The following is a 25,420-nucleotide window of genomic DNA, read 5'->3' as shown; positions in this document are numbered from 1 at the left end:
ATATTGACCGACCGCGTCGTAACGTTTTCCAACCCAGCGACACCGCTCTATAAACGGTGACGCGGCGGGGCGAGGGCCGCCCCCGACGCGAAACGAGGCGGCGATGTGGGGCAAGGGTTTTCGCGAGGACGCGTGGGAGAAGCTCGGAGCCCCGTGGGACCTCGTCGTCGTCGGCGGGGGCATCACGGGCGCGGGGATCTTCGCGGAGGCGACGCGCGCAGGGTTCCGCACGTTGCTCGTCGAGGGAGGAGACTTCGCGCAGGGCACCTCGAGCCGCTCGACGAAGCTCGTTCACGGGGGCCTGCGCTACCTGCGCCAGGGGCAGTTCCTCGTGACACGAAAGAGCGTCAAAGAGCGTGAGCGGATGCTCGACGAGGGCCGCGGTCTCGTCGAGAGCCTGCCCTTTTCGCTCGCCGCGTTCCCCGGCGACACCATGCCGCGCTGGATGTTCGGCATCGGCCTCAGCATGTACGACGCGCTCGCGTGGAAGTGGAACCACGAGCGCTTGAACGAGGCCGAGATCGTGCGGCTCTTCCCGATGCTCGAGCGCTCCGGCGTGCTCGGCGGGTACCGCTACCACGACGCCCAGACCGACGACGCCCGCCTCACGCTCCGGGTCTTGCGCGAGGGAGTAAGGCGCGGAGGCACGGCGCGAAGCTACACCCGCGCCGTGAGCCTGCTCCGAGACACGAGCGGTCACGTTCGCGGCGTCGTGCTGCGTGACGAGCGCGGCCCCGGCAAGGGCAAGACGGCCGAGGTCACGGCCAAGGCGGTGATCAACGCGACGGGGGCCTGGGCCGACGAGCTCCGAAAGGTCCTCGGCGAGGCGCCGAAGCTCCGGAAGATTCGCGGCAGCCACCTCGTGTTCCCCCGGTCGAAGGTCCCCGTCACGGAGGCCATGAGCTTCATGCATCCCCGCGATCAGCGGGGTGTCTTCGCGGTCCCTTGGGAGGGCGTGACGCTCGTCGGGACGACCGACGTCGACCACGACCACGAGCTCGACGAGGAGCCGCGCATCTCGTCGTCCGAGGCGGACTACATCCTCGAGGGCGCGAGGAAGGTGTTCCCCGGGCTCGGGCTCGTCGAATCCGATGTACTTTGCACCTACTCGGGGGTCCGCCCCGTCATCGACACGGGCAAGGCCGACCCCTCGAAGGAGTCGCGCGAGCACGCGGTGTGGCACGAAAAAGGCCTCGTCACGATCACCGGGGGAAAGCTCACCACCTGGGCCCTCATGGCGCGCGAGGCCCTCGAGGCCGCCCGGGCCGAGCTCGGGCCGCTGCCCGATCGCGCGGGAATGTTCGACCGCGGGGCCGACGAGGCCACGCTCCCGTCGTCCCTCTCGCAGGACGTCCGGCGCAGGCTCGCGGGCCGGCTCGGCGAGGACGCGACGAAGGTGGTGTCGTCCGAGGCCGACCTCGAGCGCATCGGCGACAGCGTATCCATCTACGGCGAGCTGCGCCTCGCCGCGCGCGACGAGGGCTGCGTATCCCTCGCGGATCTCCTTCTGCGCCGGGTGCGTATCGGCCTCACCCTGCCCGAAGGCGGGCGGCACGAGATGGCGAAGATCCGCGCCACGGTGCAGCCCGAGCTCGGTCTCAGCGACGCGGAGTGGGAGGCCGAGGAGGCCGAGTACCACCGCACGTGGCGTTCGGCGTACGCGCCGCCGACGGGCGCGTGATCCGGGCCTCGGGAGATCACTCGAGATCGGGACGAAGCTCGCCCATGCCGACGGCCCATCCCATCGTGTAGCGCGCGTTGATTTCGACGCGCGGGTGGAACGCGGCTCGGCCACGAAGGAGGTAGCGGAAGGCGTCCAGGCCAAACGGTCCGAAGTACGCGGCCGATCGGAGGGCATCGGCGACGCGCTCGAGCTCGTCTCGGAGCGCGCGGAGCTCGTCGGGCTCGAGGTCATGGTCGCGTGTCGAGCCTCGCCAGGCGCCTCGGGCATCGCAGCGCTGCGCCGTGGGCTCACCGACCGTCACCGCGCCAGTCCGCGCGAGGAACCCGTGGAGCGCGAAGTCGGCGGTCCGCTCGACCCAAGGCTCCACCCTGACGCCTCCCGCCTCGTCCAAACACCGCTGCGCAAAATCGCGGGTGCGAGCGTCGAGCTCCTGGGTCGTATGACGTAAGCGTCCGACGTACCCGTGCGGATGTTTCACGACCCACGAGCCGGGCCACTCGGCAGCGGACCAAGCCGCCTCCAGAGCGCCCAGGGAGGTGACGTAAGCCGCCCCGGGGAGCGTCGGGCCGAGCGAAGCGCAGAACGCCCTGTGATTCACGCGCGCGAGCACCTCGATCGGCGGCGCGTCGCACGGACGGGCGCCCGCGTCGGTGAGGGCGGCGAGGGCGAGCGGCGTCGGCGCGAAGGCTCGGCCCGAGAGCCCCTTCTCGACGACGTCGAGCCCGACGATCGGGCCACCTCGCGCGAGGCGGTCGAGCACGTCGCGGTGCGCGGTGACCATGGTGAGCACCCCCTTGTCGAGCGCAGCGAGCGACGGCGTGCGTCCACCCGAGGTGTACCGCCGGAGCTCCTCGTCCGCCCCGAGGTTCATGACCCACGCGACCTTCATGCGCCCACCGGGCGACGCGGCGCGGGCCTCCCCGAAGGGTTCTCGACGACGAACGCGTCGAACGCGTCGAGGAACTCGGCGTCGAAGCCGGCTCGCTCACGAAGGCCGCGCTCGAGCGTCGGCCCGCGCATGACGCTCGGGGTGAGCGGCGGCGGGATCGCGCGCGCGAAGTCGCCGAAGTCGGCACGAGGCTTCTCGAGGAAACGCCCGAGCCAGTGGAGCGCGAAGCGGACGTGGACGATCTCCTCTTCGCCGACCCGACGCACGATGGCGGCGCTCGCCCGATCACCGACGTCGTCGAAGGCCTTCGCGAAGCGCGCCGCGTGATCGAGGTTCCCACCCTCGAACCCGACGCCCATGGTCGCGACGAAGGCCGCGGGAGACGGTGTGTCCCCGAGGCGCTCCCAGAACCAGTCTCTCACGGGGAAATCGCCGACCGAAAAGCCGAGCGCCGCCATGCCCTCCTGGTAGGCGCGCATGTGCCGGATCTCGTCGAAGAGCACGCGCAAGAGCCCCACCCGGAACGCCCGCGGCGTCTCGGGGAACGCGACGAGCGCGCTCGCCATGAGCTCGGCGGCCTGAAGCTCGTGGTGAAAGAACGTGTGGAGCGCGTGAGCACGCTTCTCGCGCGTCGCGAAGGGCGGACGCGGCCCCTTCGCGCGCGCGACCACACGGAGCTCCGGGGGTCTTCCGGGTGCCCGAGGCCTCTCGGCGACCTTCGGCGCGGGCTCGGGCACGCGGGGAGGCTCGGGCGGGTCGAGCTTGGTCGCGAGCGAGGTCGACGCGACGTACTCGGCCGCCCAAGACGCGAGCGCGCTCATGGCACCGGGATGTCGCACACGACGGGCCTGTGGAACGCCGCGGCGCCAGCGTCGGGCACGACGACGCGCGTCGGCTTCGCGAGTCCCTTGCCGACGAAGACGTAGTCGAGGCGACGCGTCGGCACGTCGGCCGGGAACGTGGCTCCTCCCCCGTCCGACACGAGCGACCACGCGTCGTTCATGGCCGCGGACAGCGTGACGATCGAGGGCTCGGAGGGCTCTCCCCCGAGGCTCCCGAGCAAGATCGACCGCGGCGCCGAGCCGAGCACCTTCGTGACCTCCGCGACCTGCGCCGCGCGCGAGGCCTCGGCCGCGTCCAGCGCCGTGACCGCGACCTTCACCGTGGCCGCGCCCCCCAGATCGAGGTCGACGGTGGACACGATGCGAGGCTCGCCCGGCGAAGGGAGCACCACGCGCTCGCCTCCGGTCATCGGGTACCGCGAGAGGAGCGCCACGCCGTTGGCACCCGCGTCGCCCGAGGAGGTCGCTGCACGAAAGAGGTTGGCCATGCCGGTGAGCTGACCGAGGCGCTCGGCCTGGTTCACGCTCGACGTACGCGGCGCGCCGAGGTCGACGTCCGCGAGCCCGACGAGGTCCGGAGACTCGGCGCGGATGACGGCCGCGAGCGCCTCGAGCCCCTGCCGCTCGGCGTGGCCGATGTCGTAGGTCATGACCCGGAGCACCCTCGTCGCGCCACCGCCGTCACCGTCGTTTCCCCCGTCGCCAGCGTCCCCCGAATCGGGGAGCGCGGTGCTCGGTGGCGGCTGCGGACCCACGGGCACCCCGGGCCGAAGATCCTCCGGATCGGTGCGCGAGGACGCGCTGCACGCGACCCCGAAGGCGAGGCTCCCGAGCGACAGCGCGACGACGACCGACCGCACGAGCCCCGTTTCGGACAACATTTTCCCGAATACTTTCGAATATTTGAGAGCTGCGCCAGGGAGCATTGCCCCACACTACACCACCCCTCGGGCGCCGACCAAGCGCACGGCAACGAACCCGCCCACCGACCTCGGACGGTTTTCGTTAAGCTCCACCGGGTGAGCACGAACGACGATCCGCCGTTTCGTCGAGACTCGCCCGACTGGCGCGTCTCGCGGTCGCTGTCGGACGGGACCGTGGTCACGTTGCGGCCCCTCCGTGCCGAGGACAAGGCGGCGTTCCTCGAGGCGTTCTCGCGCCTCTCCGTCGAGAGCCGCTACCTCCGCTTCTTCTCGGTCGTCACCGAGCCGTCGGAGGCCATCCTCCGCTACCTCACCGAGGTCGACCAAGTGGATCACGTCGCCATCGCGGCGCTCGTCGAGACCCTCGATCTGAAGGCGGAACGTGGCGTGGGGCTGGCGAGGTTCGTGCGGGTCGCGGGCGAGCCCCACGTCGCGGAGGCCGCCGTCACGGTGATCGACGAGTTCCAGAAGCGAGGGCTCGGCACGGTGTTGCTCATCGAGCTCACACGAGCCGCCATCGCGCGCGACGTGCGTGTGTTCCGGGGCGAGGTGCTCGCGACCAACGAGCGCATGCTTCAGATCCTCCACGCCGTCGGGGCGAAGCTCGAGCCCGTCGGCCCGGAGGCCCGGGAGATCTCGCCCGATTTCGGCCTCGGACGGAAACCGCCGTCGATCGACGCGTTCCGCTTCGAGGTCCCGCTCACGCTCGAGGACCCTCAACACGAGAACGCGATCGTGCACGCCTTTCGCGCGGCCGCGCGCTCGATGGCCACCCAGCTCCGCTCGGTGCTCGCCCAGGCGACAGGAGAGGCGGAGCCGAGCGACACCTCGGGGTGAACGGGCCGAGCACGGTTCGGGCTCGTGCTCGGCCATTCGATCCCGGGCTGCTAGGCCATCTTGCGGCGGAGGTACGTGAGCAGATCGATCTTCGTCACGAGGCCGAGGAGCTCCCCACGACCATCGACCACGATCGGGACGAAGCCCTTCGCGTAGATGGGCAAGAGCTCCGAGACCTTGGTGGTCACCGGCACCGTGGTGAGCTGGGTCGACATGACCTCCCCGACCGGCTTCTTGAAGTGCGCCTGATCGGGCAAATCGGCGAGGGCCAAGAGGAGGTCCGATTCGTCCACGATGCCCACGATCTTGCCGTTCTCCATGACCGGGAGCTGCGACACGTCGTAGAGCTTCATGCGACCGTGCGCCGTGAGCAGCGTGTCGTTCGGAGAGACCGTGACGAGCGCGCGATCCCCCGCCTTGCGCGAGATGACGTCCCGGAGGTCGCCGAAGGTCTCGCGGTCGGTGAGGCCTTGGTCGGCCATCCAGTAGTCGTTGAACATCTTCGACAGGTATTTGTTGCCGCTGTCGCACACGAACGTGACCACGTTCTTCGGGGTCGTCTGGTCTTTGCAGTACTTGACGGCCGCGGCGATGAGCGTACCCGACGACGACCCCGCGAGGATGCCCGTGCGGCGCAGGAGCGCGCGCGCGGTGTCGAGGCTCTCGCGATCGGTGACGGTGTACGCGTGTTTGATCCTGGAGAGATCGCAGACGCTCGGCACGAAGTCTTCCCCTACCCCCTCGACGACCCACGAGCCCGCCGTGCCGAGCTTTCCGGTCTTCACGTAGTCGGCGATGATGCTCCCCTTCGGGTCGGCCACCACGATGTCGACGTCCGGCTTCACACGCGCGAAGTAGCGAGAGAGCCCCGTGAGGGTGCCGCCGGAGCCGACCCCCACGACGACCGCGTCGACGTTGCCCTTCGTCTGCTCGAAGATCTCCGGCCCGGTCGACTCTTCGTGGGCGCGGGGGTTCGCCGGGTTCTCGAACTGACCGACGAGGAACGCGCCGGTCTCGTCGGCGATGCGCTTCGCGACGTCCTGGTAGTACTCGGGGTGGCCTTTGCCCACGTCGGAGCGCGTCGTCACGATGTCGACGCCGAGGGCTCGAAGGTGGAAGATCTTCTCCTGGCTCATCTTGTCGGGGATGACGAGCGTGAGCTTGTAACCGCGCTGCGCGGCGACCAGGGCGAGGGAGAGGCCGGTGTTCCCGGCGGTCGCTTCGACGAGGTGGCGCTTGTCGCCCCCGAGCTTGCCCTCGGCCTCGGCGGCCCGGATCATCGAGAGGCCGATGCGGTCCTTGATCGAGCCGCCCGGGTTCTGGCTCTCGAGCTTGACGTAGAGGGTGCAGGGGCCCGTGTCGAACTGGGTAAGCTTCACGATCGGCGTGTTGCCAATGAGCTTGGTGAGGTCGTCGGTGAACATGGGCGCGCAGCATAGTCAGCGCGAGCAAGGCCTGGTCTGAGAACTCCCCAGGAAACCGCCGACGGCGTGCGTCATCGGGCGCGTCAACGAGGAGAAGGCGGCGACGAAGGCCACGCTTCGCCATCACCTCTGTTCTGAGTTACGTCGGAGCGACGATCGGTCTCGCGGAGGGCGAGGGACAGGGCGAGCGCGACGACGAACACGCTCATCGCCTGCCCTGTCGTGAACGTCGCGGCGCGCGCGTCGGCGCGAAAAAGCTCGGAGACGATCCGCCCGCCGGCGTAGACGAGCGTCCCGGCGAAGAAGACCCCGCCTCTCCGGGTCGTCGGCCTCGGGCGGAGGGCGAGCGCGAGCGCACACGCACCGAGGGCGAACGCGGCCTCGTACAGGGTAGCCGGATGGAGGGGCACCGAACACGTCGCGAAAGCGGGAACGAGCCCTTCGCGAACGAGCTCGTCGAAGTGCGGGGACGTTCGGTCGTAGACGACGCCGAGCCACGTCCCCGTAGGGCGCCCATGCTCGCAGCCCGCCCACGTGCATCCGAGGCGCCCGACCGCGACGAGGAGCGCGAGCGGCGCCGTGATGCGATCGAGGGCGTCGTAGACCGAGAACCCACGGCGACGGGCGAAGAGCGCAAACGCGCCGCCGAAGCCGAAGAGCGCACCGTACGCCATCACCCCGAAGGCTCGCGGGGGCTCGCCGCTGCCGCCGGAGAGGGCGTAGCCGAGGAGCGCGAGGCCGTAGTCAACGCCGAGCGCTCCCAAGACCGTGAACGGCAAGGCACGCACGTACGCCCCGACGAGGACGGGAGGGGCGTCGCGGTTCGTACAGAGGAAGAGCCACGAGGCGAGCGCAAGGGCCGCGGCGTTCGCGAGGAACCAGGGAGAGGGGACCATGCCGCCATCGTCTGCACACCGCGTACCGTTGAATGGTTGAACCATTGCACCATCAGGCACGACCCTTGCTGGAGGCGGGACGGCTCACGACACGAGCCGAAAGGAAGCCCACGATGCAAAAGCCTTCGTCCGACCGAGCCCGCGCGCTCCGCATGGCCGCCCGAATCACGTGCGCCGTCTCTCTCCTCGCCGCCGGGGCCGCGCACGCCCGCGAGCGAGCCCCATCGTCCGACGAGCGTGTCGAGGACGGCTCGTCCGCCGAGCGCGTCGCCGACGTGCTCCGCCTCCGCGGCCAAGGGGGTGGCTGCGTTCCGTCCTGGGGCCCGCCCGCGCCGCCGGAGCTCGCGCCGGACCTCTTCTCGCAGCTCGCCGCGGAGCCGGCCGAGGTGGTGGCGTGAGGCCGCTCGTGTCGGCCACCGCCGAGGGCACGCCGGTGCTCGACCTCGGTCGCGAAGCCTCGGAGCTCGGCCCGCTGAAGCTCCCCGACGTCGCCCTCTCTCCCGACGAACGGGCGGCCGTCGTCGACACCTGGCGCACACGCATGGTCGCCGAGTACGTGTCGGCTCGCGTGTTCGCCGCGCTCGTCCCCCAGGCGATGGCCGCGGGCCTCCGCGCCCGGGAGACCACCGAGCTGCTCACGATGGCGAACGAGGAGCTGTCTCACGGCGTGCGCTGCGCGCGAGTTCTCACGTCGCTCGGAGAGGTCGCGACGGCCCCGATGGGCGAGCTCCCGAGGGTGCCCGTTCACACGAACGTATCCCCGCTCGAAGGCCTCGTATGGAACCTGCTCGACGTGTGCTGCGTGAGCGAGACGGCCGCCGTCGTGCTGGTCGGAGAAGAGGTGGAGCGCGCCGGGACCCCCGAGCTCGCCGAGGAGCTCCGCATCATCTTGGCCGACGAGGTCGGACACGCCCGGTTCGGGTTCCGCGTGCTCGGAGAGGTCGTGCCCACCTTCGGGCCGAAGGAGCGCGCGAGGCTCGCGGCCTACGCGGCCACGTCGTTCCGGCACCGCCTCGTCCGGTTCGGCTCGTTTCTCGGCACCCGGCCCTCGTCCGAGGCATCTCTTTCGTACGGGGCGCCCGAGGGGCCAGCGACGTTCACGGCCTTCTTCGAGACGCTCGAGGCGGTCGTCGTTCCGCGCCTCGAAGAGCTCGGGGTCCCCGCTCGCGAGGCGCTACGCGTGGCGCTGGCCGATCTCGAGCGCCACCCCGCGGCCGCGTGACGCGCCACGCCAAAGCTCCGCGGAGCGAAGCGGTCGACAAACGAACGGGCTCGAGTACATCATCGCGTCATGGTTCGCTCCGTCGCTCGCTTCGCGCTCTCCCTGGCTCCCCTCACCGTCGCGCTCGCCGCCTGCAGCGCCGAGACGGCGAACGACGATCCCGCGGCCTCGGCCGACGAGGACGCGGTCCGCGGGACGAACTGCGAGGCGACCTTCGTGTGGCTCCAGAAGGACGCCTACAAGGAGACCGCGGGCCGCACCTCGCCCCTCTGGCCTCCCCACACGACCACCACGATCGAAGCGTCGTGCACCACGAAGGCGAACGGCAAACAGCCGCTCGCGAGCGCGTTTCAGGCCAACTACGGCACCGAGCCCGGCGCCAAGGACAAAAACGGCAACGTCATCCTCGTCGAGGTCAAACGCGACACCGTGCGCGGCTCGAAGACGGCCATCTCGAACCTCGTCGCCGCGTACAAAACGTGCGGCTGCGATCCCAAACAGTTCCTCGGCATGGACCGCCTGAAGGGCGACGTCGGGGAGAAGCTCCTCACGGACGTCATCACGAGCATCGAGCAGAGCGCGGGCCTCACCTGCACGAACGAAGGTGGCAAGGCGGCCCTCGTCGCCGCCCTCAAGGCACAAGACTTCGAGAAGGCGATCGCCATCGCGCCCAAGTGCTCCTTCGAGGGCGGCAACCTCGCCTCGACGCTCGACAAGGCGCTCACCGAGATCGCGCGGTCGACGAACCAGACCCTCGCCGACTACCACGTGTGCAACAACAACGCGGCGCTCCAAGCCGAGCTCTTCGCGGGCTTCAAGGCGACGAGCAACGTCAAGGCGTGCTCCGCGGCCAGCACGCTCTGCCGCGGGCCGAAGTGGCTCTACAACCCGTAGACCGGACTTTGTCTAGTTAATTCGACAACTTACGGGCGTCCAAGGAACCGACCGAAGCCCCGCAGGAAGGCCGACCCGAGCGCGACGCGCCGTGGGAGCGACGTGGGCGCGGCGGCGTCGGTCGTGAACGCGTCGAGCCACGCCTCGGCCGGCGCGCGCCTCACGACTCCGCCGAGGTCGAAGAGCGTGAGGTCGTCGACGCCGAACGCACGCGCCACGGCCACGTCCTCGGCGAGCTCCCGTGGGTCGCGGTAGATGGGCTCGTCGTGGAAGGCCCCCGTGCCGACCGTCCCGAGGGAGAGGGACGCTCGGGCACCGTACCGTGCCTTCGCGAGCCTCGCGCACTCCCCGAGCACCCCCAGGGACGCCCGGCGATCGAGGAGGCCTCGCGACCACCCCTCCAGCATGCTCGTGTAGGCCATGATGCTCACCGCGCCGAACGCGACGCCGTCCACGGGCGTCCCGAGGAGCGACTGGTAGAACGGGGCGCCACGCTCGTGCCCGTCGAGGAGCACGAGGGGCACCGCGGCGCAGGAAATCTCGACCTCCGCGCCGAGCCTCTCGACCGTGCGCGCGAGCGATGCGTGGGCTTCGGCGAAGGCACCGCGCAGGCGCATGGCGGTGCGGACGGGGCCGGCGACCGCGCCGTGGGACGCGGCCTTCGCGGCCAAGAAGGGCGGCTCCAGATCGAAGGCGATCTCGCGCGGAGGCACGCCCTCCTCCACGAGGCCCGAGGTGACGGAGTCGACATAGGCCGTGTACGCGGAGAGGGTCGCGGAGCTCGCCCACCGCCCTTCGTCGTCGCCGATCATGGGCCAGAGCCCGGCGCGCACGCCGTGGTCCTCGAGGGCACGAAACGCCCGCGCCGCCCCGCTTCGAGTGCCGGGAGTCACCGCGACCAGCACCTCGAGGTCGTACCGGCGGAGGAGCCCCAAGACGGCCCGGGACTCGAGCTCTTCGAGCGGGAGCGTCTCGCACCAGACACGCCTTCGGCGCGCCGTTTTAGTAAGCTCGTCGGCCATGAAGATTCTCTACGGGGTCGTGGGCGAGGGAATGGGGCACGCGATGCGCTCGCGGGTGGTGCTCGAGCATCTGGTTCGCGAGGGGCACGAGGTCGAGATCATGGCCTCGGGGCGCGCCCGAGAATTTTTGGGGAAGCGCTTCGAGGGGGTCAACCAGATCCACGGCTTCCACATGATCTACGAAGAGAACCGGGTGCGCCTCGGGAAAACGCTCTGGAGCAACGTGACGACGGGCGCGGCCGGCGTGCCGGAGAACATCGGCGCGTACTTCGATCTCATCAAGGACTTCCAGCCCGAGGCGGTCATCAGCGACTTCGAGTCGTGGACGTACCTCTACGCGAAGACCCACAGGTTGCCGCTCCTCAGCATCGACAACATGCAGATCATCAACCGCTGCACGTTGCCCGAGTCGGTCATCGAGGGGCACACGGCGGAGTTTCAGCTCACGAAGGCGTTCATCAAGAGCAAGCTCCCGTTCTGCGACGAGTACTTCATCACGACGTTCTTCCGCCCGCCGGTGCGCAAAGAGCGGACGACCCTCTTCCCTCCGATCTTGCGCCCCGAGATCCTCGCGGCCAAGGCCACAAAGGGCGATCACGTGCTCGTCTACCAGACCGCCGAGGGAAACGAGTCGTTCGTCGAGGGGCTCCGCAAGCTCGACACCGAGTTTCGCATCTACGGGATCCGCCGCTCGATCAAGAGCGAGGAGCGCGAAGGGAACTTGGTCTTCCGGCCCTTCTCCGAGCAAGGGTTCATCGACGACCTCGCGTCCTCGAAGGCGGTCATCGCGGGGGGCGGGTTCACGCTCATGGGCGAGGCCGTCTACCTCCACAAGCCGATGCTCGCCGTCCCGTTGCATCGACAGTTCGAGCAGGTCCTGAACGCGCGCTACCTCGAGCACGAGGGCTACGGCATGGCGACCGAGTCGCTCGACGACCCGGAGGTCGTGAAGCGCTTCCTCGCGAAGGTGCCCGAGTGCGAGGCCAAGCTCGCCGCGTACTCGCAAGACGGCAACACCTTGATCTTGAAGGCGCTCGACGGCTTCCTCGACCGCGCACAAGCGGGGCTCGTGTGAGCGAGAAGCCCACCTTTCCCGAGCCCCCTCCGCCGCTCCCTCCCACGCCGCTCGCCCAGATCGATCTCAAGCTCGCGAACCTCGACGCCCACAAGGCCGACTGGCCGAAGGTGACGCTCGCGGAGCGTATTCGGCTCCTCGACGAGCTCGCGAAGGGCATCGTTCGTGTCGCCGAGGCGTGGTGCGACGCCGGCGCGCGGCGAAAGGGCCTCGATCCGGCGTCCGAAGAGGCCGGCGAAGAGTGGCTCGCGGGCCCGGTCGTGACGCTCCGCAACCTCCGTTTGCTTCGTGAGGCGCTCGAGGCGGGCGGGGCGCCGAAGCCGTCCCGTGTGCGCGACGAGCGCGGGCCCGACGGCGTCGGTCGCAAGGTGGCGCGGGTCTTTCCCGCGAGCCTGCTCGATCGCCTCACCTTCGGAGGGGTCACGGTCGACGTCGTGATGGCGCCGGGGCAGCCTGCCTCGCAAGGTCGCGTGTACCGCGAGGACAAGGGCGAGGGGCGCGTGTGCCTCGTGCTCGGTGGCGGCAACGTGTCGTCCATCGCGCCCATGGATGCACTCTACAAGCTCTTCGTCGAGGACGAGGTGGTGCTCCTCAAGACCAACCCGGTGTGCGAGCACGTGGGACCGCTGCTCGAGGACGCCTTCGCGCCCCTCGTCGATCGAGGGTACTTCGCGGTCGTGTACGGCGGCGCACACGAAGGCGCCTACGCCGCCGCGCACGCGCTCACGGGCTCGCTCCACGTCACCGGGTCCGACGCGACGTACGACGCGATCGTGTGGGGCGCGTCCGAGGAGGAGCGCACGAAGAACCGCGCCGAGGGGACTCCCAAGAACACGCGCCCGTTCACCGCCGAGCTCGGGTGCGTGACGCCGGTGCTCGTCGTCCCGGGGCCTTGGTCCGAGGCGGACCTCGTCTACCAGGCGCGCCACGTCGCCTCGATGGTGACGCAGAACGCGAGCTTCAACTGCAACGCCGCGAAGGTCCTCGTGATGGCCCGCGGTTGGCTCCAGCGCGAGGCGTTCCTCGAGCACCTGCACGCCGAGCTCGCCAAGATCCCGAGGCGAAAGGCGTACTATCCGGGCGCCGAGCGCCGCCACCGAAGCTTCCTCGAGGCGTACCCGAACGCCACCCCGCTCGGCCCGAGCGACGTCGCCCCCGAGACCTTGCCGTGGACGGTGATCCCGGACGTGCCCGCGCGAGCCGGCGAGCACGCGCTGACGCACGAGGCGTTCTGCGGCGTCCTCGCCGAGGTGACCCTCGATCTCGCCGACGAGACGGCGGGCTTCTCACGCGACCCCTACCCCGACGCCGAGCGTTTCCTCGCGAAGGCGGTCCCGTTCGTGAACGAGCGCGTCTGGGGGACGCTCTCCTGCATCCTGCTCGCTCACCCGACGACCCTGGACGCGCACGGAGGCGCCATCGAGCGCGCGATCACGGAGCTCCGGTACGGGGCGGTGGCCGTGAACTGCTGGGCGGGGCTCGTGTACGGGCTCGTCGTTCCGCCCTGGGGGGCGTATCCGGGTCACACGCGCGAGGCGATCACGTCGGGCACGGGGTTCGTGCACAACACGTCCCTCTTCGACCACCCCGAGAAGACCGTGGTGCGCGCGCCGTTCCGAACGTTCCCGAAGCTCCCGTATTTTTCGGATCACAAGGCCATGAAATCGCTAGCGAAAGCGCTCATGACCGTCGAAGCTCGGCCCGGCCTCGGCGAGCTCTGGGACCTCGTGAAGGCTTCTCTGCGAGGGTAGGCGCGGCGACGCGCGACGACCTACGCGACCTCCACGTCGACGACGCCATCGTCTCCGATGGGGAGAGACAACGCGCGAAGAGCCGCCGCTCGTGCGAGGTCGAGGGCCCGTCGCCCCTCCGCGAGCGCGAACGGCCCCGAACGTGGCAGGCCGTGGATCTTCAAGGTCACCATGCCCTCGCGCTTCGGGACCTTGAGGCCTTCGCTGTCGCGGGAGCGCCACGGGGAGCGCGACACGATGTGATGGAAGAGCACACGCTCCCCGCTCGGCATGCCGGCGAGCCCGGGCCGGTCGAGGATGCCGCCGTCGAGGAGGGGGCGTGGCCCGGCCCACGCCGGATGGAAGAGGAACGGAACCGTGCACGATGCACGCAACGCGAGCGCGAGCTCGCCGCGGGAGCGCACGTGGGTCGAACGCGAACGGACGTCGAACACCGACACGGCCGCGGGGATGCGACACTCCTCGAACGTCCGCACCGGCAACATCGCCTCGAGGCGCTCCTGGAAGCGACGACCACGAAGGAGCCCCGGCCCCGGCCCCGGATCCCAGAAGTGGGATCGCTCGAGCCGGACGAGCTCCTCCGCGAGGGCGTCCGACGAGAGGCCCGCCGCGAATGCCCCCGTCACGAGGGCGCCGGCGCTCGACCCCGAGACACGGGTGGGGAGCGGCGCCTCACGCTCGAGGACGGAGAGCACCCCGGTGTGCGCGAAGAACGAGAAGAACCCCGAGCTCATCGCGAGCGCATAGGGGCGCTCGAGCCATGCCCCCAAGGTCGTTTTTGCCATGGGGAAGGAGCATCGCACGACTCGCGAAGGTCGACTACGCGAGGGCGCGTCCGTGTAGCATGGGCCCATGGCTCACCGCACCTTCGCCGTCGGAGACATCCACGGCGACCTCGCCGCGCTCCGCGCCGTGCTCGCGAAGCTGCCGCCGCTCGACGAAGACGACACGCTCGTCTTCCTCGGGGACTACCTCGACCGCGGGCCCGAGTCGCGGCAGGTCATCGCCTTCGTTCGGCACGAGCTGCCGAAGCGGACCCCGGCCAAGATCGTCGCCCTGCGAGGGAACCACGAGGACGGCTGGCTCCGCGTCCGGCAAGGCGGCTGGCCCGAGTTCGTCATCCCGATCGGCAACGGGTGCCTCGCGACGATGCGCTCGTACGAAGAGAAGATCCACTTCGAGGGCGACGTGCCTTCGGTGGCCGAGATGCGACGCATGCAGGATGCAGGTTTCTTCCCGGAGGACGTCGTCACCTGGATGAAGAGCCTGCCCTACTTCTACGAGGACGCCCACGCGATCTACGTGCACGCAGGCCTCGTCGAGGCTCCGGACGGGACCTTCAAGCACCCCACCGCCATGGAGGATCCGACCCTGCTCTTGTGGGTGCGGACGATGAAATTCTTCAAGGGTTACCGTGGGAAGCGTGTGGTCTGTGGGCACACGTCGACCGACCACCTCCCGCCGGAGCTCTCGGCGTACACCCCCGAGGATCCGACCGACATGTGGATGGGAGAGAACGTCCTCGCCATCGACACGGGCGCCGGCAAAGGTGGGTTCTTGACCGTCGTCGAGCTCCCGAGCGTGACCGTGTACGAGTCGCGCGAGAAGGGCGCGCCATGACGCTCCGCCTCGTCTCCATCGGGCCGAGCCACTATTGCGAGAAGGCACGGTGGGCGCTCGATCACGCCGGGATCCCGTTCGCCGAGGAGGTGCACCTGCCCCTCGCGCATTGGGCGTTCGCCGTGCCTCGCGGCTCGCGCACGGTGCCTCTCCTGCTCCGCCCCTCGGCCCGCCCCCTCCGGGACTCGACCGACATCGTCGACTACGCCGACGAGCGAGCACCCGAAGGGCGGAAGCTCTTCTCGAACGATCCCGCGCTCCGCTCGCGCGCGAAGGAGATCGAGCACGACCTCGACGAGACGCTCGGACCGCTCACACGAAGGCTCGCGTACTGCTTCTTGGTCCCGAGGCCCGAGCTCTTCGTCCGCACCTTCGAGCGCAGCGCTCCCCTCACGTCGCGGGTCGCGCTCAAGACCCTCCATCCGGTGCTCCGCGGGGCCCTGAAGCGGGCGTTCCGAACCTCCGAGCGCGCCGAAAAACGCCTCCTCGGCGCCCTCGCGACCAAGCTCGACGAGATCGCGCGCCTCCTCGACGGGCGACGCTACCTCGTCGGGGACACGTTCTCGGCGGCCGATCTCACGCTCGCGTCCCTCGCTACCCCGGTGCTCATGCCCGACGGGTTCGGCGTGCCTTCCCTCTCACGCCGCGATCTCCCCGACGATCTCGGGGCGATCGTGGACGGGCTGCGGAAGACGCCCGTCGGCGAGCACGTGCTCCGCATGTACCGAGAGCACCGCGCGCCTCGTTGAGTCACCCTTGGGCGTCGCGGTAGGTCATCGTGAGCACCATCGTGGCGGCCTCACCGTGCGGGTTCGCGTAGGTGTGGGGCACGTCGGCCGCGAACTGGATCGCGTCCCCCTTCGCGAGATCGTGTGAGCCCTCGGGCAGGGTGATGCGGACCGCCCCGCGGATGACGACGATGTTCTCGAGCGTGCCCTGGGCGTGAGCCTCGGCGTGCTCCGCCGACGACGGCGCGAGCTCGAGCTCGTACATCTCCGACCTACGCGGCGTGCCGAACGGGAAGAGCGCGCGGGAGCGGAACGAGCCGTCGGCGCTCGTGAGGATCTTCGCCTCGCGTTCCCTCAAGACCACCGTGCCGGCCGTGGGCTGAGCGTGGATGAGGCTCGCGAAGGTCACGTCGAGGGCGCGCGCGATCTTCCAAAGGACGTTGATCGTCGGGGTGCTCTTGCCGAGCTCGATCTGACCGAGCATCGCGCGGCTCACGCCGCTCGCGACGGAGAGCTTCTCGAGCGACAGACCCCGCGCCGCGCGGAGCGTACGGAGGTTCTCGGCGACGACAGGAGACAGGTCGGGACCGCTCGGTCGGGCGGTCGGACGCGAAGCACGTTTGGCTGCCATGGTAGCTTTCGTTCGTCGGGGTGCGGCTAGCGCATGCAGGCCTTCCAGGCCTCCGGGGTCTTGGCCGCCATCCCGCACGCGTACTTCGCGCGCGTGATGCCCTCTTCTTTGCAAGGGTCCCCCTTCTGCGCGTTCGCCTGCTGCTTCGCCTGGGCGAGCATGGACTTCAGCATCTCGGGCGGGATGGCCGAGAGCTCGGGGCGCGACTTGATCTCGAGCTCGACGTAGTGGTCGACCACTTGCGTGCACTCTGCACGCGTCGGAGCCCCGCCCTTCGCGCTCGGCTCCGGGGTCGCCGCGGGGGCCGCCGGGAGCGGCGCGGTCTGCGTGTGCGTGGGGGCCGCGGGTGCGGGCGCAGGCGTCGGCCCGGCTCCCGGCGCTCCCGAGACGGGCGTACCGCCGGCAGGGGCGCCGTCCGAGGCCTGCGTGTCCCCGACGATGGGCGGCTTCGTGGCGGACGACTCGAAGGCCGAGTTCGACGGCACCATCTCGGTCTGCGCCGACTTCGCCGGGCGAGAGTCCCCGCACGCCACGAGCGCCGAGGCGACCCACACGGGGGCGACGAGCCGCGCGGCGCGGACGAAGAACGAAGCGGACGGGGGCCTCACGACGGCGGGCAGGCGGGGCATGCTCCGAGGACGATACCGAATTTCTCGAAGGACGACACGCGAGGGCACCGAAGTTGCGCGATGCGACTTGACCGACGGGTTTCTTTCGACCAAGTTGCATCAAGCAATTCTTCAATGGTTTTCATCACTTCAACACTCGTTCAAGCGTTCTGGTGTGGCCGATGAGGGCGCGCCATGTGGCGGGGCTCGTGGCCTTGGGCCTGCGCTTGGCCGTGCCACGCGAAGCGCTCGCGCAGGACGAGGTCGTGCCGCCGACGGTGCTCCGCTCGGCCGAGCCCACGTACCCGCCCAACGAGATCGGCTCCGGCAAAGACGTGCTCGTCGTGCTCGCGGTCACGGTCGACGCGCAGGGCCACGTGACGGACACCACCGTGCTCGAGAGCGGGGGGCTCGACTTCGATCGCGCCGCCATCGACGCCGCGCGCCTCACGACGTTCTCTCCTGCCCGCCGGGGTGAGCGCGCCATCGCCGCGAAGATTCGTGTCCCGTTCCACTTCGTCGCGAAGATGCCCGCGCGGCCTCCCGCGACGCCCGCGCCGAGCGAGCCGCCGAAGACCGAGGGCGAAAAAGGGCCCGCCGTCGAGACGGTCCAAGTGGATGGGGCTTCCCGCGCACCGACGCGCGGCCTCTCCGACTTCCGCATCGACGGCGCGATCCTTCGCGCGGCACCCCACCCCGACGCGGGCAGCATGCTCCTCACGGCCCCGGGAGTCTACGTCGCGCGGCCCGAGGGCGACGCCGTCGCCCAGCGCATCTACCTGCGCGGTTTCGATGCCGTGCACGGGCAAGACATCGAGCTCAAGGTCGCCGGCATTCCTCTGAATCAGGGATCCCACATCCACGGTCAGGGGTACGCCGATCTCGCGATCGCCATCCCCGAGACGGTGCGCAGCCTCCGCGTCATCGAGGGCACGTACGACCCGCGGCAAGGCGATTTTGCGGTCGCCGGCTCGGCCGAGCTCGATCTCGGCGTCGAAGAACGCGGCACGCGGCTCGGGTACAAGGTGGGCTCGTTCGGCACCCACCGCCTCCTCGCGCTCTACGCCCCCGAAGAGGCCCCCCAAGAGACCTTCGGCGCCGTGACCTTCCGTACGAGCGACGGCTTCGGCGACGGCACCCGCGGCTCGACGCAGGGCGCAGCGACCGGCCAGATGCGCTTCTCCGTCGCGAAGAACACCTTCCTCACGCTGCACCTCGCGGGCACCGCCGCGCGCGCGAACCTCGCCGGGGTCCTCCGCCGCGACGACGTGTCCGCCGGCCGCGTGGGCTTCTACGACGCGTACGCCTTCCCGACGGCGCGCGCGCAGTCGGCCGGGTCGGCGCGGGCGCAGCTCGGGGTGTCGCTCGAGCACCGCGACGGGGACGGCCGGAAGCTTGCGGGGGGCGTGTGGCTCACCATGACGAGCTTCCGGAGCCGCGTGAATTTCACCGGGTTCACGCAGCGCTCCCAGTTCGATCCGACCTGGGTCGGGCGCGGGGATCTCATCGAGCAGTCGAACGACGACGTCGGGCTCGGAGGGACGTTCTCGTACCGCACGGCGCGCGTCAACCTGGCCGAGCACGTCTCGGGGCAGCTCGAGATCGGCACCGACATTCGCGCGCATTCGATCGGCCAGGCGCAGAACCTGCTGCGCGCCCCTCAGAACGAGACGTGGGACCGCCGCGTCGAGGCGCAGATCAAGACGAGCGACATCGGTTTCTTCGCCGACGGGCTGCTCGCCGGCACCAAGTGGGTTCGGCTCCGCGGCGGAGTCCGCAGCGATCTCCTCTTCTTCGACGTCGACGACAAGCTCGGGAACTTCATCCCCGCGGCGTCGCAGAAGTCGTACATCGTAGGTTTTCGTCGCACGGCTGCCGGCATCGCGGCGGGCCCACGGGCCACGCTCGAGGCGAACCCGACGCGCTTCCTCACCGCGTCGGTCTCGTACGGAGAGGGCTTCCGCTCCCCTCAGGCCCGCCAGCTCGAGGAAGGCGAGAACGCTCCCTTCGCGAAGGTGCGCAGCTTCGAAGGAGGCATCTCCCTCCACGACGACGGCACGACCCAAGCGCGCGCCATCGCCTACCAGACGAACCTCTCGTACGACCTCGCGTTCGATCCCGAAGAGGGCCGCTTGGAGCGCATCGGCCCGACCACACGCCGAGGGCTCGTGGGCACGTTCCGGAGCCAGGTTCGCCCGTGGCTCCTCGTGTCGACCTCGGCCACGTACGTGCACGCGACGCTCGACGCCCCACCGATCGCGACCCCCGAAGATCCCGCGCCGGCGTTCCTGCCGAACCAGGCCCTCCCTTACGTGCCGCCGCTCGTCGTGCGCAGCGACGTCGCGGCCGAGCGTTCGGTGGGTGCGCTCTGGAAGAAAGACGTCGTCTTGCGCGGCGGCTTCGGGACGACCTTCCTCTCCCCACGCCCGCTCCCCTTCGGTCAGAGCTCGGCCGCCGTCTTCCTCGTCGACGCGCAAGTGGGTGTGCGGCGCGACTTCTTGGAGCTCGGCCTCGAGTCGACCAACCTGCTCGGGGCCCGCTACGCCGAGACCGAGTACGCGTTCGTCTCGAACTGGCGATCGACCCAGGTCCCCTCGTACCTCCCCGCGCGGCACCTCACGGCCGGTCCGCCGCGTCAGGTCATGTTCACGATGGGGGTCCACCTATGAGGCGCCTCTTCGCCATCGGCCTCGTCGCGCTCTCGGCGTGCCTCGAGTCGCCTCAATCGGAGGTCGCGTACTCGGCCTTCGCCACCTCCGATCTCGCCTCGTCGTTCGAGGCGAACGGGATCCGCGTGCGCCTCTCGCGCGCCGAATTTGCCTTTGGTCCCGCGTACTTCTGCGCTGCGTCGTCGGGCTCGTCGGCGCTGTGCAAATCGGCCCTCGGTGAGATCGTGCAGGTCTCGCGGATCGATCTGCTCGCGCCGGGCCCGCAGGCCCTCGGCACCGTGAAGGGCTTCACCGGCCAGGTCCGGAGCGTCTCGTACGATCTCGGCCTCCACTGGTTCGACACGAGCTTCGCCGTCGAGCCGTCGAGCACGGCGCCCGAGGCCCACTCGATGGTGTTCGAGGGCACCCTCGCGCGCGTGGGCGAGCCCGAAGAGGGCTTCCGCCTCGTCGTCGACGTGGTCCCGCAGTACCACGGGCAGCGCGCCGTCCCGACGGCCCCCGCCGAAGCCGAGATCGCCGACGAACGGACGAAGCTCACGGTCGCGCTCACCCCCGAGGCCTGGCTTCGGCAGATCGATTTCGACGCCGTCCTCCGCACGGCGAAACGTCCCATCGTGCTCGACACGAAGAGCCCCGCGCACGACGCCGTGCTCGTAGGCCTCAAGGTGGCACGTCCACCCGAGTTTCGATTCTCGCGTCTCTGACCATCCAAAACGGAGTCACTTCATGAATCGTAGAACCGTCCGCAAAGGGCTCGGTATCGCCCTTCCTTTGTCCATCGCTTCTGCCATCGTCGGCCTCTCGCTCCAGGGTTGCTCGAGCGACTCGGGAGGCGGAACGCCCTCGGGGACGGGCAACGTGCAGTTCGTCGTCGTCCCGGAGGACTCCGTGCCCGAGGGGCTCGAGCCCGGGACGGACGCCGAGCAGGTCAAGGACGGGTGGAAGGTCACGTACGACCGTTTCCTCGTCTCGATCGGGAACCTACGCGCGCAGCGGAGCGACACCGGCGCCGAGGTCGTCTCGGGAGACACGAGCTACGTGCTGGACCTGAAGAACGCCCCCACCACCGGCTATGTCGTGGCCGAATTCAACGGCATCGCCGCGGCACGGTACGACAAGTTCGGCTTCTCGCTCCCGAACGCGAAGGCCGGCGCGAAGCTCATGGCCCCCACCTCGCAGGCCGACCTCGACTTCATGGTGAAAGAGGGCCTCAGCGTGTACTTCGAGGGCGCGATCGAGAAGGGCGCCGAGAAGTACACGTTCAAGTGGGGCTTCAAGGCGGGCACGGCCTTCGCCGACTGCGCGACGGAGGACGGCCAACCCGGCTTCGCCGTCCCCTCGGGCGGCACCGTGCAGGTCAAGCCCACGATCCACGGCGATCACTGGTTTTTCACCAACGTCACGCAGGGCGCGGAGGTCACCGAGCGGCGCGCCGAGTGGATCAAGGCGTGCGACAAGGACGGCAACAAGGACGTGACCTTGGCCGAGCTGAAGACGTGCGACCTCGCCACGGCGATGCCGCAGAAGCCGAACGGCCCGTACGACCTCACGGCCGTGAAGGACCAGGACGGCGACGGCAAGATCACCGTGTTCGACTACGTCGACTCGCAAGCGCGCACCCTCGGAGACTTCCAGGGGGACGGCGAGTGCCCGACGCGCTCCCCGGCGCCGTGACGCCCATGGCGTGACGCACGTCGCGCTCGGGTCCGACGCCGCTCGTCTCGCCGCGCGTCGGACCCTCGCGACCTCCGGGCTGAGTCGTTCGTCCCTGGATCCTGGTTTTCTCAGGAGGGCGGGCGATCGCAAAAACGTCGAGAAGCGCGGCTCGGGAGGGGAGGCACGTCCTGCTCGTTCGCGCGGCACGTCGGTTGCTGAGAGGTGTTCCTTGGAGGTCTCCGATGACGATCGAAGCGTGGCAGGTCGAGCTCCCTTCCGGCGACATTCTCACGGTGTCACTCGACGACCTCGACGCGGCGTTCGCCGACGGGCACGTCACGGAGGCCACGCGGATCCGGCGCGTGGGCGACCCCACCTGGACGACGCTCGCGCTCGCCGCGGGCCTCGACGCCGCCAAAGCTCCCAAGAGCGCGGCCCCACGGGTGGATCCGTTCGTGGTGCCCACCCCCGCCATCCCAATCGCTCCGAGCAGCATGGCTCCGCTCGCGCTCGACCTCGACGACGAGCTCCCGTTCGCTCCCAAGCGGAGACCCGTGGGCGTCGTGCTCGGCATCTGCGCCGCTTGTGCGGCCCTCATCCTCTCGGCGGGGGTCGTGAGCGCCGTCTCGGCCCAACCGAAGCTCGCCTCGGCGGCGACCACGAGCGCCCTCACGGCAGCACACGGCACCGACGCGCCCCACCCCGCCGCACCGCCCCCGGCGCCGATGCCTCCAGCCACGGAGACAGCCACTCCGCCCGCCCCTCACGCAGCGCCCGAGCCTGCTCACGCGATGGCCAAGGGCTCGCGGCCCGGCGTGCTGGGCAAGGTGCCGACGAAGTCGCCCGCCAAGAAGCCCGCGGCGAAGCCCACCAAACCCGCCAAGGGGAAGCGCCCGTTCTGATCGCCCCTTCAACCCCTCGGATTCGCTGGGGTTCTACGCCGTCGCGCATTCCACTTGACGGGAGGCCGGGGGCCCCTACACACTTCATCGGTAAGTGAAGTGATGAAGGCGAAGGTCCCCCCAAAACGAGCCGTGTCGCCCGGAAGGGAAGAGGGCGCGTGTGGCCCGGAGGAGCACGCTCGCCGTGCCCGTGAAGGCCGTACGACCGACGAGCAGCTCGAGAGGGCCGCGGCGCTCTTTCGCGCGGCGGGCGAGGTGGCGCGCCTCAGGCTGCTCGACCGCCTCGCCGACGGCGAGTGGTGCGTGACGGAGCTCGCCGAGGCGGCAGGCGTCGGGCTGTCGACCGTGTCGCAGCAGCTTCGCATCCTGCGGGCCGAGCGCCTCGTGTCGCGCCGCCGCGCCGGCAAGCACATCTTCTACGGCCTCGCCGACAAACACATCGCCGAGCTCCTGCGCAGCGCCATCGATCACGCGGCCGAGCCGCACAGACACGAGCCCCACGACGACGACGAGTAGTCCCTCGCCGGAAGGAACCCACCATGAGCCACACGACCCACGCAGACCACGCGCACACCCATGGCCCCGGCTGCGGTCACAAGACCATCGAGCACGACGGCCACCGCGATTACCTCCACGACGGTCACCTCCACCACCCGCACGGCGACCACGTGGACGAGCACACGCTCGAGGTGAGCACGAAGAACCCGGCCGACTGCACCCCGTCGCACGCCTGCGGAGCCCACGCGAAGGACCACGCGCACGGACCCGGCTGCGGGCACGAGGCCGTCACCCACGGCGATCACACCGACTACGTCGTCGATGGCCACCTGCACCACGCCCACGGCGCGCACTGCGACGACCACGGCAAGGTCGACGTCGCGTAGGCCCCTGACCGACGAAACACGAAGCGCCCCGTGCCCTTCCTATGGGGCCAGGGCGCTTTCGTTTTTGGGCGACGGCAAGTGCGCGAGCGCAGATGGAGCAGGTCAGGGCGTCCGCGGGAGATGCACCACGTGCGGCGCGTCGCTCTGCTCGACCCGCATGAGGGATCCCTCGGGCACGTCGGTCCATGGCTCGTCGGTGATCGGCTCCGACGCGACCAGCACGGCGTCATGGCGCGCGAGCACGCACATGGTGCGCCCGAACCTGTGCGCGTAGAGGACCTTCCCGTCGGACAAGAGGTAGTTCCACGCGCCGAGCTCTTCGCATTCACGAAGCTCTCGGGTGGCCTCGGCCACCACGTGGTCGGTCGCTGGGCTCGCGGGCTCGTCGGTGAGGCCCGCCTCGTCGAGGCGCGTGAGGAAGTACGCGAAGAGCCGCTCGGTGTCCGTGTCGCCGCGGATCTCGCCGAGCCGCCGGCGCGACGAGCGCCCCTCGAGCACGTCGATGCGACGGACCGTTCCGTTGTGCGCGAAGACCCAGCGCCCGCGCGTGAACGGGTGCGTGTTGTCGATCGAGGTGTGCCCCACCGTCTTCTGTCGGACGTGGGCGACGACCACCTCGGCCGCGCCTTCCTCGGCCACACGGCGGAACTCGCCGCAGGCGTGCGCGCGCTCGGTCGACCTGTGCACGCGCCAGCCCTCGGCGCTGCGCGAGTGGAGCGCGATGCCCCAACCGTCGGGGTGCTCGCGCGAGAGGACCGAGAGGCTCCGCTTCGCCGTGGTCAGGCACTCCGACACGGGCACCGCGCGTTTCCCTACGATTCCGAGGAGCCGACACATCGAACGTTCTCGCTGGCTGGTGCGACCCGGGCGTCGGGCTGCGGGATGACTACTTTTTTTCGTCGGGGCTTCGGTGTCAAATATTCACGCGCTCTTCGTCGCGTCGGAAAGTGGTCGAAACGGTCGACCTCCGATATGACATCGAAGGTCACGACCGATCGGGCGAGCCGAAGGCCCGCCTCCGAGCCCCCTCGACCCCCAAGGAGCCGTACCCGCCTTGCGAAAACGGGCAGCATTTTCGGCCGTCGCCATCGCGGCGCTCTTCGCCGGGCTCCCCGTGCTCGACGGCTCCCCCGCGCCGCCGAAGCGCGCGCCGAACGCCCCCGAGACCACCTCGGCCGAGAGCGAGAAGCCCGCGCTCGTCGAGAAACGTTCGGCGCCGCCGGGGCGCGTGGTCTTGGTCGTGCTCGACGGGGTGCGGTGGCAAGACGTCTTTCTCGGGACGGATCCCGATCTCGCCAAGACCTACCTTCTCCCACCTTCCGAGGTGGTGGGTCCAGAGGTGCTCGTCCCGACACTACATAGGCTCGCGACGCAAGACGGCCTCGCCTTCGGGGTCCCCGGTCACGGAGAGGCGATGTTCGCGTCGGGGCCGAGCTACGTGTCGCAGCCGGGGTACATCGAGATCTTCTCCGAGCGGCGACCGCTCGGGTGCTCGACGAACGACTGCCCGAAGACGACCGAGGCGACGTTCGTGGACACGATCGCCGAGGCGACGAGCGGCGACGCAGCCGTGATCTCCTCGTGGGAGGTAGTCGGGCGGGCGGCCGCGGTTCGACCCGAGCGGCTCGTCGTGTCGACAGGCCAAGCGCGCGGCGAAAACCAAGGCGAGCTCCGCGTCGACGCACGCGCCACACGCGCCCTCGAGATCGGTCGAATCGCGCTCCCGTGGCCCGGCCACGGCGAGTACAGGCCCGACAAATTCACGCGCGAGATCGCCCTGGCCTACCTCGAGGCTCGGCGCCCGCGGTTCATGTTCCTCGGCCTCGGGGACACGGACGAGCACGCGCACCTCGGAGACTACCGAAGCTACCTGCGCGCCCTGCACGAGGCCGACGCCACCATCGGCGCGCTCCTCGAGACGCTCGAGCGCATGGGCGACGACGGACGCCACACGACCGTGCTCGTCACGACGGACCACGGCCGTGAGAAGGCCTTCATCGGGCACGGCGGCCACGCCCCCGAGTCGTCCCGGGTGTGGATGATCGCAGGTGGCAACGTGCGCCCCGACGGCCCGGTCGCCCTCTCGAAGCCCGCGCACCTCTTCGACGTGGGCCCGACGGTGCGCGAGCTCATGGGCTTGCCACGGTCGCCGGGAGAGGGGCGCGCGCTCGTCGACCCGACGCACGGCGACCCTTCGACGCTGTCGCTCGCGCAGACCACGGACGAGGGCCGCGCCGACTGAGCGCGCCTTCGCTCCGAGGCG

The 25,420-nt window shown here is 69.9% G+C and carries 26 protein-coding genes; 16 read left to right on the top strand and 10 right to left on the bottom strand.

The window, feature by feature from the left end:
- Nucleotides 1–103: 103 nt before the first annotated feature.
- Nucleotides 104–1,681, top strand: a complete 1,578-nt coding sequence (locus IPK71_17890) for a glycerol-3-phosphate dehydrogenase/oxidase (protein ID MBK8215607.1) — start codon at nucleotides 104–106, stop codon at nucleotides 1,679–1,681.
- A gap of 16 nt (nucleotides 1,682–1,697) precedes the next feature.
- Here IPK71_17890 and IPK71_17885 read toward each other — a convergent pair whose 3' ends face one another.
- Genes IPK71_17885 through IPK71_17875 form a run of 3 tightly spaced genes read right to left on the bottom strand, consistent with a single transcriptional unit; the run spans nucleotide 1,698 to nucleotide 4,296 of the window.
- A complete protein-coding gene (locus IPK71_17885; protein MBK8215606.1) occupies nucleotides 1,698–2,573 on the bottom strand; it encodes a hypothetical protein in 876 nt (291 codons plus the stop codon).
- Entirely contained in the window at nucleotides 2,570–3,394 is an 825-nt protein-coding gene (locus IPK71_17880; protein MBK8215605.1) for a DUF455 family protein, read from the bottom strand. The genes IPK71_17885 and IPK71_17880 overlap by 4 nt, the downstream gene beginning before the upstream one ends.
- Complete coding sequence (locus IPK71_17875) at nucleotides 3,391–4,296, bottom strand: endonuclease/exonuclease/phosphatase family protein (GenBank protein ID MBK8215604.1); 906 nt, start codon at nucleotides 4,294–4,296, stop codon at nucleotides 3,391–3,393. The genes IPK71_17880 and IPK71_17875 overlap by 4 nt, the downstream gene beginning before the upstream one ends.
- 138 nt (nucleotides 4,297–4,434) lie before the next feature.
- Between IPK71_17875 and IPK71_17870 the strand changes: the two genes are divergently transcribed.
- On the top strand, nucleotides 4,435–5,175 hold the full coding sequence (locus IPK71_17870; protein MBK8215603.1) for a GNAT family N-acetyltransferase: 741 nt from the start codon (nucleotides 4,435–4,437) through the stop codon (nucleotides 5,173–5,175).
- Between the two features lie 50 nt (nucleotides 5,176–5,225).
- Here the strand turns inward: IPK71_17870 and IPK71_17865 are convergent, their stop codons facing one another.
- Together IPK71_17865 and IPK71_17860 are read right to left on the bottom strand one after the other, a co-directional pair.
- Nucleotides 5,226–6,599: a pyridoxal-phosphate dependent enzyme gene (locus tag IPK71_17865; protein ID MBK8215602.1), complete on the bottom strand. Its 1,374-nt coding sequence runs from the start codon at nucleotides 6,597–6,599 to the stop codon at nucleotides 5,226–5,228.
- Between the two features lie 83 nt (nucleotides 6,600–6,682).
- A complete protein-coding gene (locus IPK71_17860) occupies nucleotides 6,683–7,495 on the bottom strand; it encodes a prolipoprotein diacylglyceryl transferase (GenBank protein MBK8215601.1) in 813 nt (270 codons plus the stop codon).
- Nucleotides 7,496–7,608: 113 nt separating this feature from the next.
- Between IPK71_17860 and IPK71_17855 the strand changes: the two genes are divergently transcribed.
- The 3 genes from IPK71_17855 to IPK71_17845 all read left to right on the top strand — a co-directional run bounded on the left by IPK71_17855 (nucleotide 7,609) and on the right by IPK71_17845 (nucleotide 9,611).
- On the top strand, nucleotides 7,609–7,893 hold the full coding sequence (locus IPK71_17855; protein MBK8215600.1) for a hypothetical protein: 285 nt from the start codon (nucleotides 7,609–7,611) through the stop codon (nucleotides 7,891–7,893).
- Nucleotides 7,890–8,717 carry a ferritin-like domain-containing protein gene (locus IPK71_17850; protein ID MBK8215599.1) on the top strand — a complete coding sequence of 276 codons (828 nt, stop codon included), beginning with the start codon at nucleotides 7,890–7,892 and terminating at the stop codon, nucleotides 8,715–8,717. The genes IPK71_17855 and IPK71_17850 overlap by 4 nt, the downstream gene beginning before the upstream one ends.
- A 69-nt stretch (nucleotides 8,718–8,786) precedes the next feature.
- Nucleotides 8,787–9,611 carry a hypothetical protein gene (locus IPK71_17845; GenBank protein ID MBK8215598.1) on the top strand — a complete coding sequence of 275 codons (825 nt, stop codon included), beginning with the start codon at nucleotides 8,787–8,789 and terminating at the stop codon, nucleotides 9,609–9,611.
- 29 nt (nucleotides 9,612–9,640) lie between these two features.
- Here the strand turns inward: IPK71_17845 and IPK71_17840 are convergent, their stop codons facing one another.
- A complete protein-coding gene (locus IPK71_17840) occupies nucleotides 9,641–10,633 on the bottom strand; it encodes a hypothetical protein (GenBank protein MBK8215597.1) in 993 nt (330 codons plus the stop codon).
- Here IPK71_17840 and IPK71_17835 point away from each other — a divergent pair.
- Complete coding sequence (locus IPK71_17835; protein ID MBK8215596.1) at nucleotides 10,632–11,708, top strand: teichoic acid biosynthesis protein; 1,077 nt, start codon at nucleotides 10,632–10,634, stop codon at nucleotides 11,706–11,708. The two genes, IPK71_17840 and IPK71_17835, sit on opposite strands and share 2 nt — an antisense overlap.
- A complete protein-coding gene (locus tag IPK71_17830) occupies nucleotides 11,705–13,459 on the top strand; it encodes an NAD-dependent aldehyde dehydrogenase (protein MBK8215595.1) in 1,755 nt (584 codons plus the stop codon). Before IPK71_17835 ends, IPK71_17830 begins: the two co-directional genes overlap by 4 nt.
- A gap of 20 nt (nucleotides 13,460–13,479) precedes the next feature.
- On the opposite strand, the gene IPK71_17825 is transcribed toward IPK71_17830, so the two are convergent.
- Entirely contained in the window at nucleotides 13,480–14,244 is a 765-nt protein-coding gene (locus IPK71_17825; protein MBK8215594.1) for a patatin-like phospholipase family protein, read from the bottom strand.
- A gap of 67 nt (nucleotides 14,245–14,311) precedes the next feature.
- Between IPK71_17825 and IPK71_17820 the strand changes: the two genes are divergently transcribed.
- Together IPK71_17820 and IPK71_17815 are read left to right on the top strand one after the other, a co-directional pair.
- Entirely contained in the window at nucleotides 14,312–15,079 is a 768-nt protein-coding gene (locus IPK71_17820; GenBank protein MBK8215593.1) for a serine/threonine protein phosphatase, read from the top strand.
- A complete protein-coding gene (locus IPK71_17815) occupies nucleotides 15,076–15,828 on the top strand; it encodes a glutathione S-transferase family protein (protein ID MBK8215592.1) in 753 nt (250 codons plus the stop codon). Before IPK71_17820 ends, IPK71_17815 begins: the two co-directional genes overlap by 4 nt.
- 1 nt (nucleotide 15,829) lies before the next feature.
- Here IPK71_17815 and IPK71_17810 read toward each other — a convergent pair whose 3' ends face one another.
- Both IPK71_17810 and IPK71_17805 read right to left on the bottom strand, forming a co-directional pair.
- On the bottom strand, nucleotides 15,830–16,438 hold the full coding sequence (locus tag IPK71_17810) for a helix-turn-helix transcriptional regulator (GenBank protein MBK8215591.1): 609 nt from the start codon (nucleotides 16,436–16,438) through the stop codon (nucleotides 15,830–15,832).
- 26 nt (nucleotides 16,439–16,464) lie between these two features.
- Nucleotides 16,465–17,067, bottom strand: coding sequence for a hypothetical protein (locus tag IPK71_17805; GenBank protein MBK8215590.1), 603 nt, complete (start codon nucleotides 17,065–17,067; stop codon nucleotides 16,465–16,467).
- A 161-nt stretch (nucleotides 17,068–17,228) separates the two neighbouring features.
- On the opposite strand from IPK71_17805, the gene IPK71_17800 reads away from it, so the two are divergent.
- The 6 genes from IPK71_17800 (at nucleotide 17,229) to IPK71_17775 (ending at nucleotide 23,157) form a co-directional block, all read left to right on the top strand.
- On the top strand, nucleotides 17,229–19,715 hold the full coding sequence (locus tag IPK71_17800; protein MBK8215589.1) for a TonB family protein: 2,487 nt from the start codon (nucleotides 17,229–17,231) through the stop codon (nucleotides 19,713–19,715).
- Nucleotides 19,712–20,419 carry a hypothetical protein gene (locus IPK71_17795; GenBank protein ID MBK8215588.1) on the top strand — a complete coding sequence of 236 codons (708 nt, stop codon included), beginning with the start codon at nucleotides 19,712–19,714 and terminating at the stop codon, nucleotides 20,417–20,419. Before IPK71_17800 ends, IPK71_17795 begins: the two co-directional genes overlap by 4 nt.
- A 22-nt stretch (nucleotides 20,420–20,441) precedes the next feature.
- Entirely contained in the window at nucleotides 20,442–21,389 is a 948-nt protein-coding gene (locus IPK71_17790; protein ID MBK8215587.1) for a hypothetical protein, read from the top strand.
- 224 nt (nucleotides 21,390–21,613) lie between these two features.
- Nucleotides 21,614–22,273, top strand: a complete 660-nt coding sequence (locus tag IPK71_17785; GenBank protein MBK8215586.1) for a hypothetical protein — start codon at nucleotides 21,614–21,616, stop codon at nucleotides 22,271–22,273.
- A gap of 102 nt (nucleotides 22,274–22,375) precedes the next feature.
- Entirely contained in the window at nucleotides 22,376–22,789 is a 414-nt protein-coding gene (locus IPK71_17780) for a helix-turn-helix transcriptional regulator (GenBank protein ID MBK8215585.1), read from the top strand.
- A gap of 23 nt (nucleotides 22,790–22,812) precedes the next feature.
- On the top strand, nucleotides 22,813–23,157 hold the full coding sequence (locus tag IPK71_17775) for a hypothetical protein (protein MBK8215584.1): 345 nt from the start codon (nucleotides 22,813–22,815) through the stop codon (nucleotides 23,155–23,157).
- Nucleotides 23,158–23,259: 102 nt separating this feature from the next.
- Here the strand turns inward: IPK71_17775 and IPK71_17770 are convergent, their stop codons facing one another.
- Nucleotides 23,260–23,994 (bottom strand): class II glutamine amidotransferase, encoded by a 735-nt coding sequence (locus tag IPK71_17770; GenBank protein MBK8215583.1) that lies wholly within the window; start codon nucleotides 23,992–23,994, stop codon nucleotides 23,260–23,262.
- A 217-nt stretch (nucleotides 23,995–24,211) separates the two neighbouring features.
- Here IPK71_17770 and IPK71_17765 point away from each other — a divergent pair, with 217 nt between their 5' ends.
- Nucleotides 24,212–25,399 carry a DUF1501 domain-containing protein gene (locus IPK71_17765; protein MBK8215582.1) on the top strand — a complete coding sequence of 396 codons (1,188 nt, stop codon included), beginning with the start codon at nucleotides 24,212–24,214 and terminating at the stop codon, nucleotides 25,397–25,399.
- Nucleotides 25,400–25,420: the final 21 nt, after the last annotated feature.

The organism is Myxococcales bacterium, assembly GCA_016712525.1.
Classification (GTDB): Bacteria; Myxococcota_A; Polyangia; order Polyangiales; family Polyangiaceae; genus JAAFHV01.
Note: the sequence above shows the minus strand (reverse complement) of the source record. Positions and strands in the feature narration are given on the sequence as shown.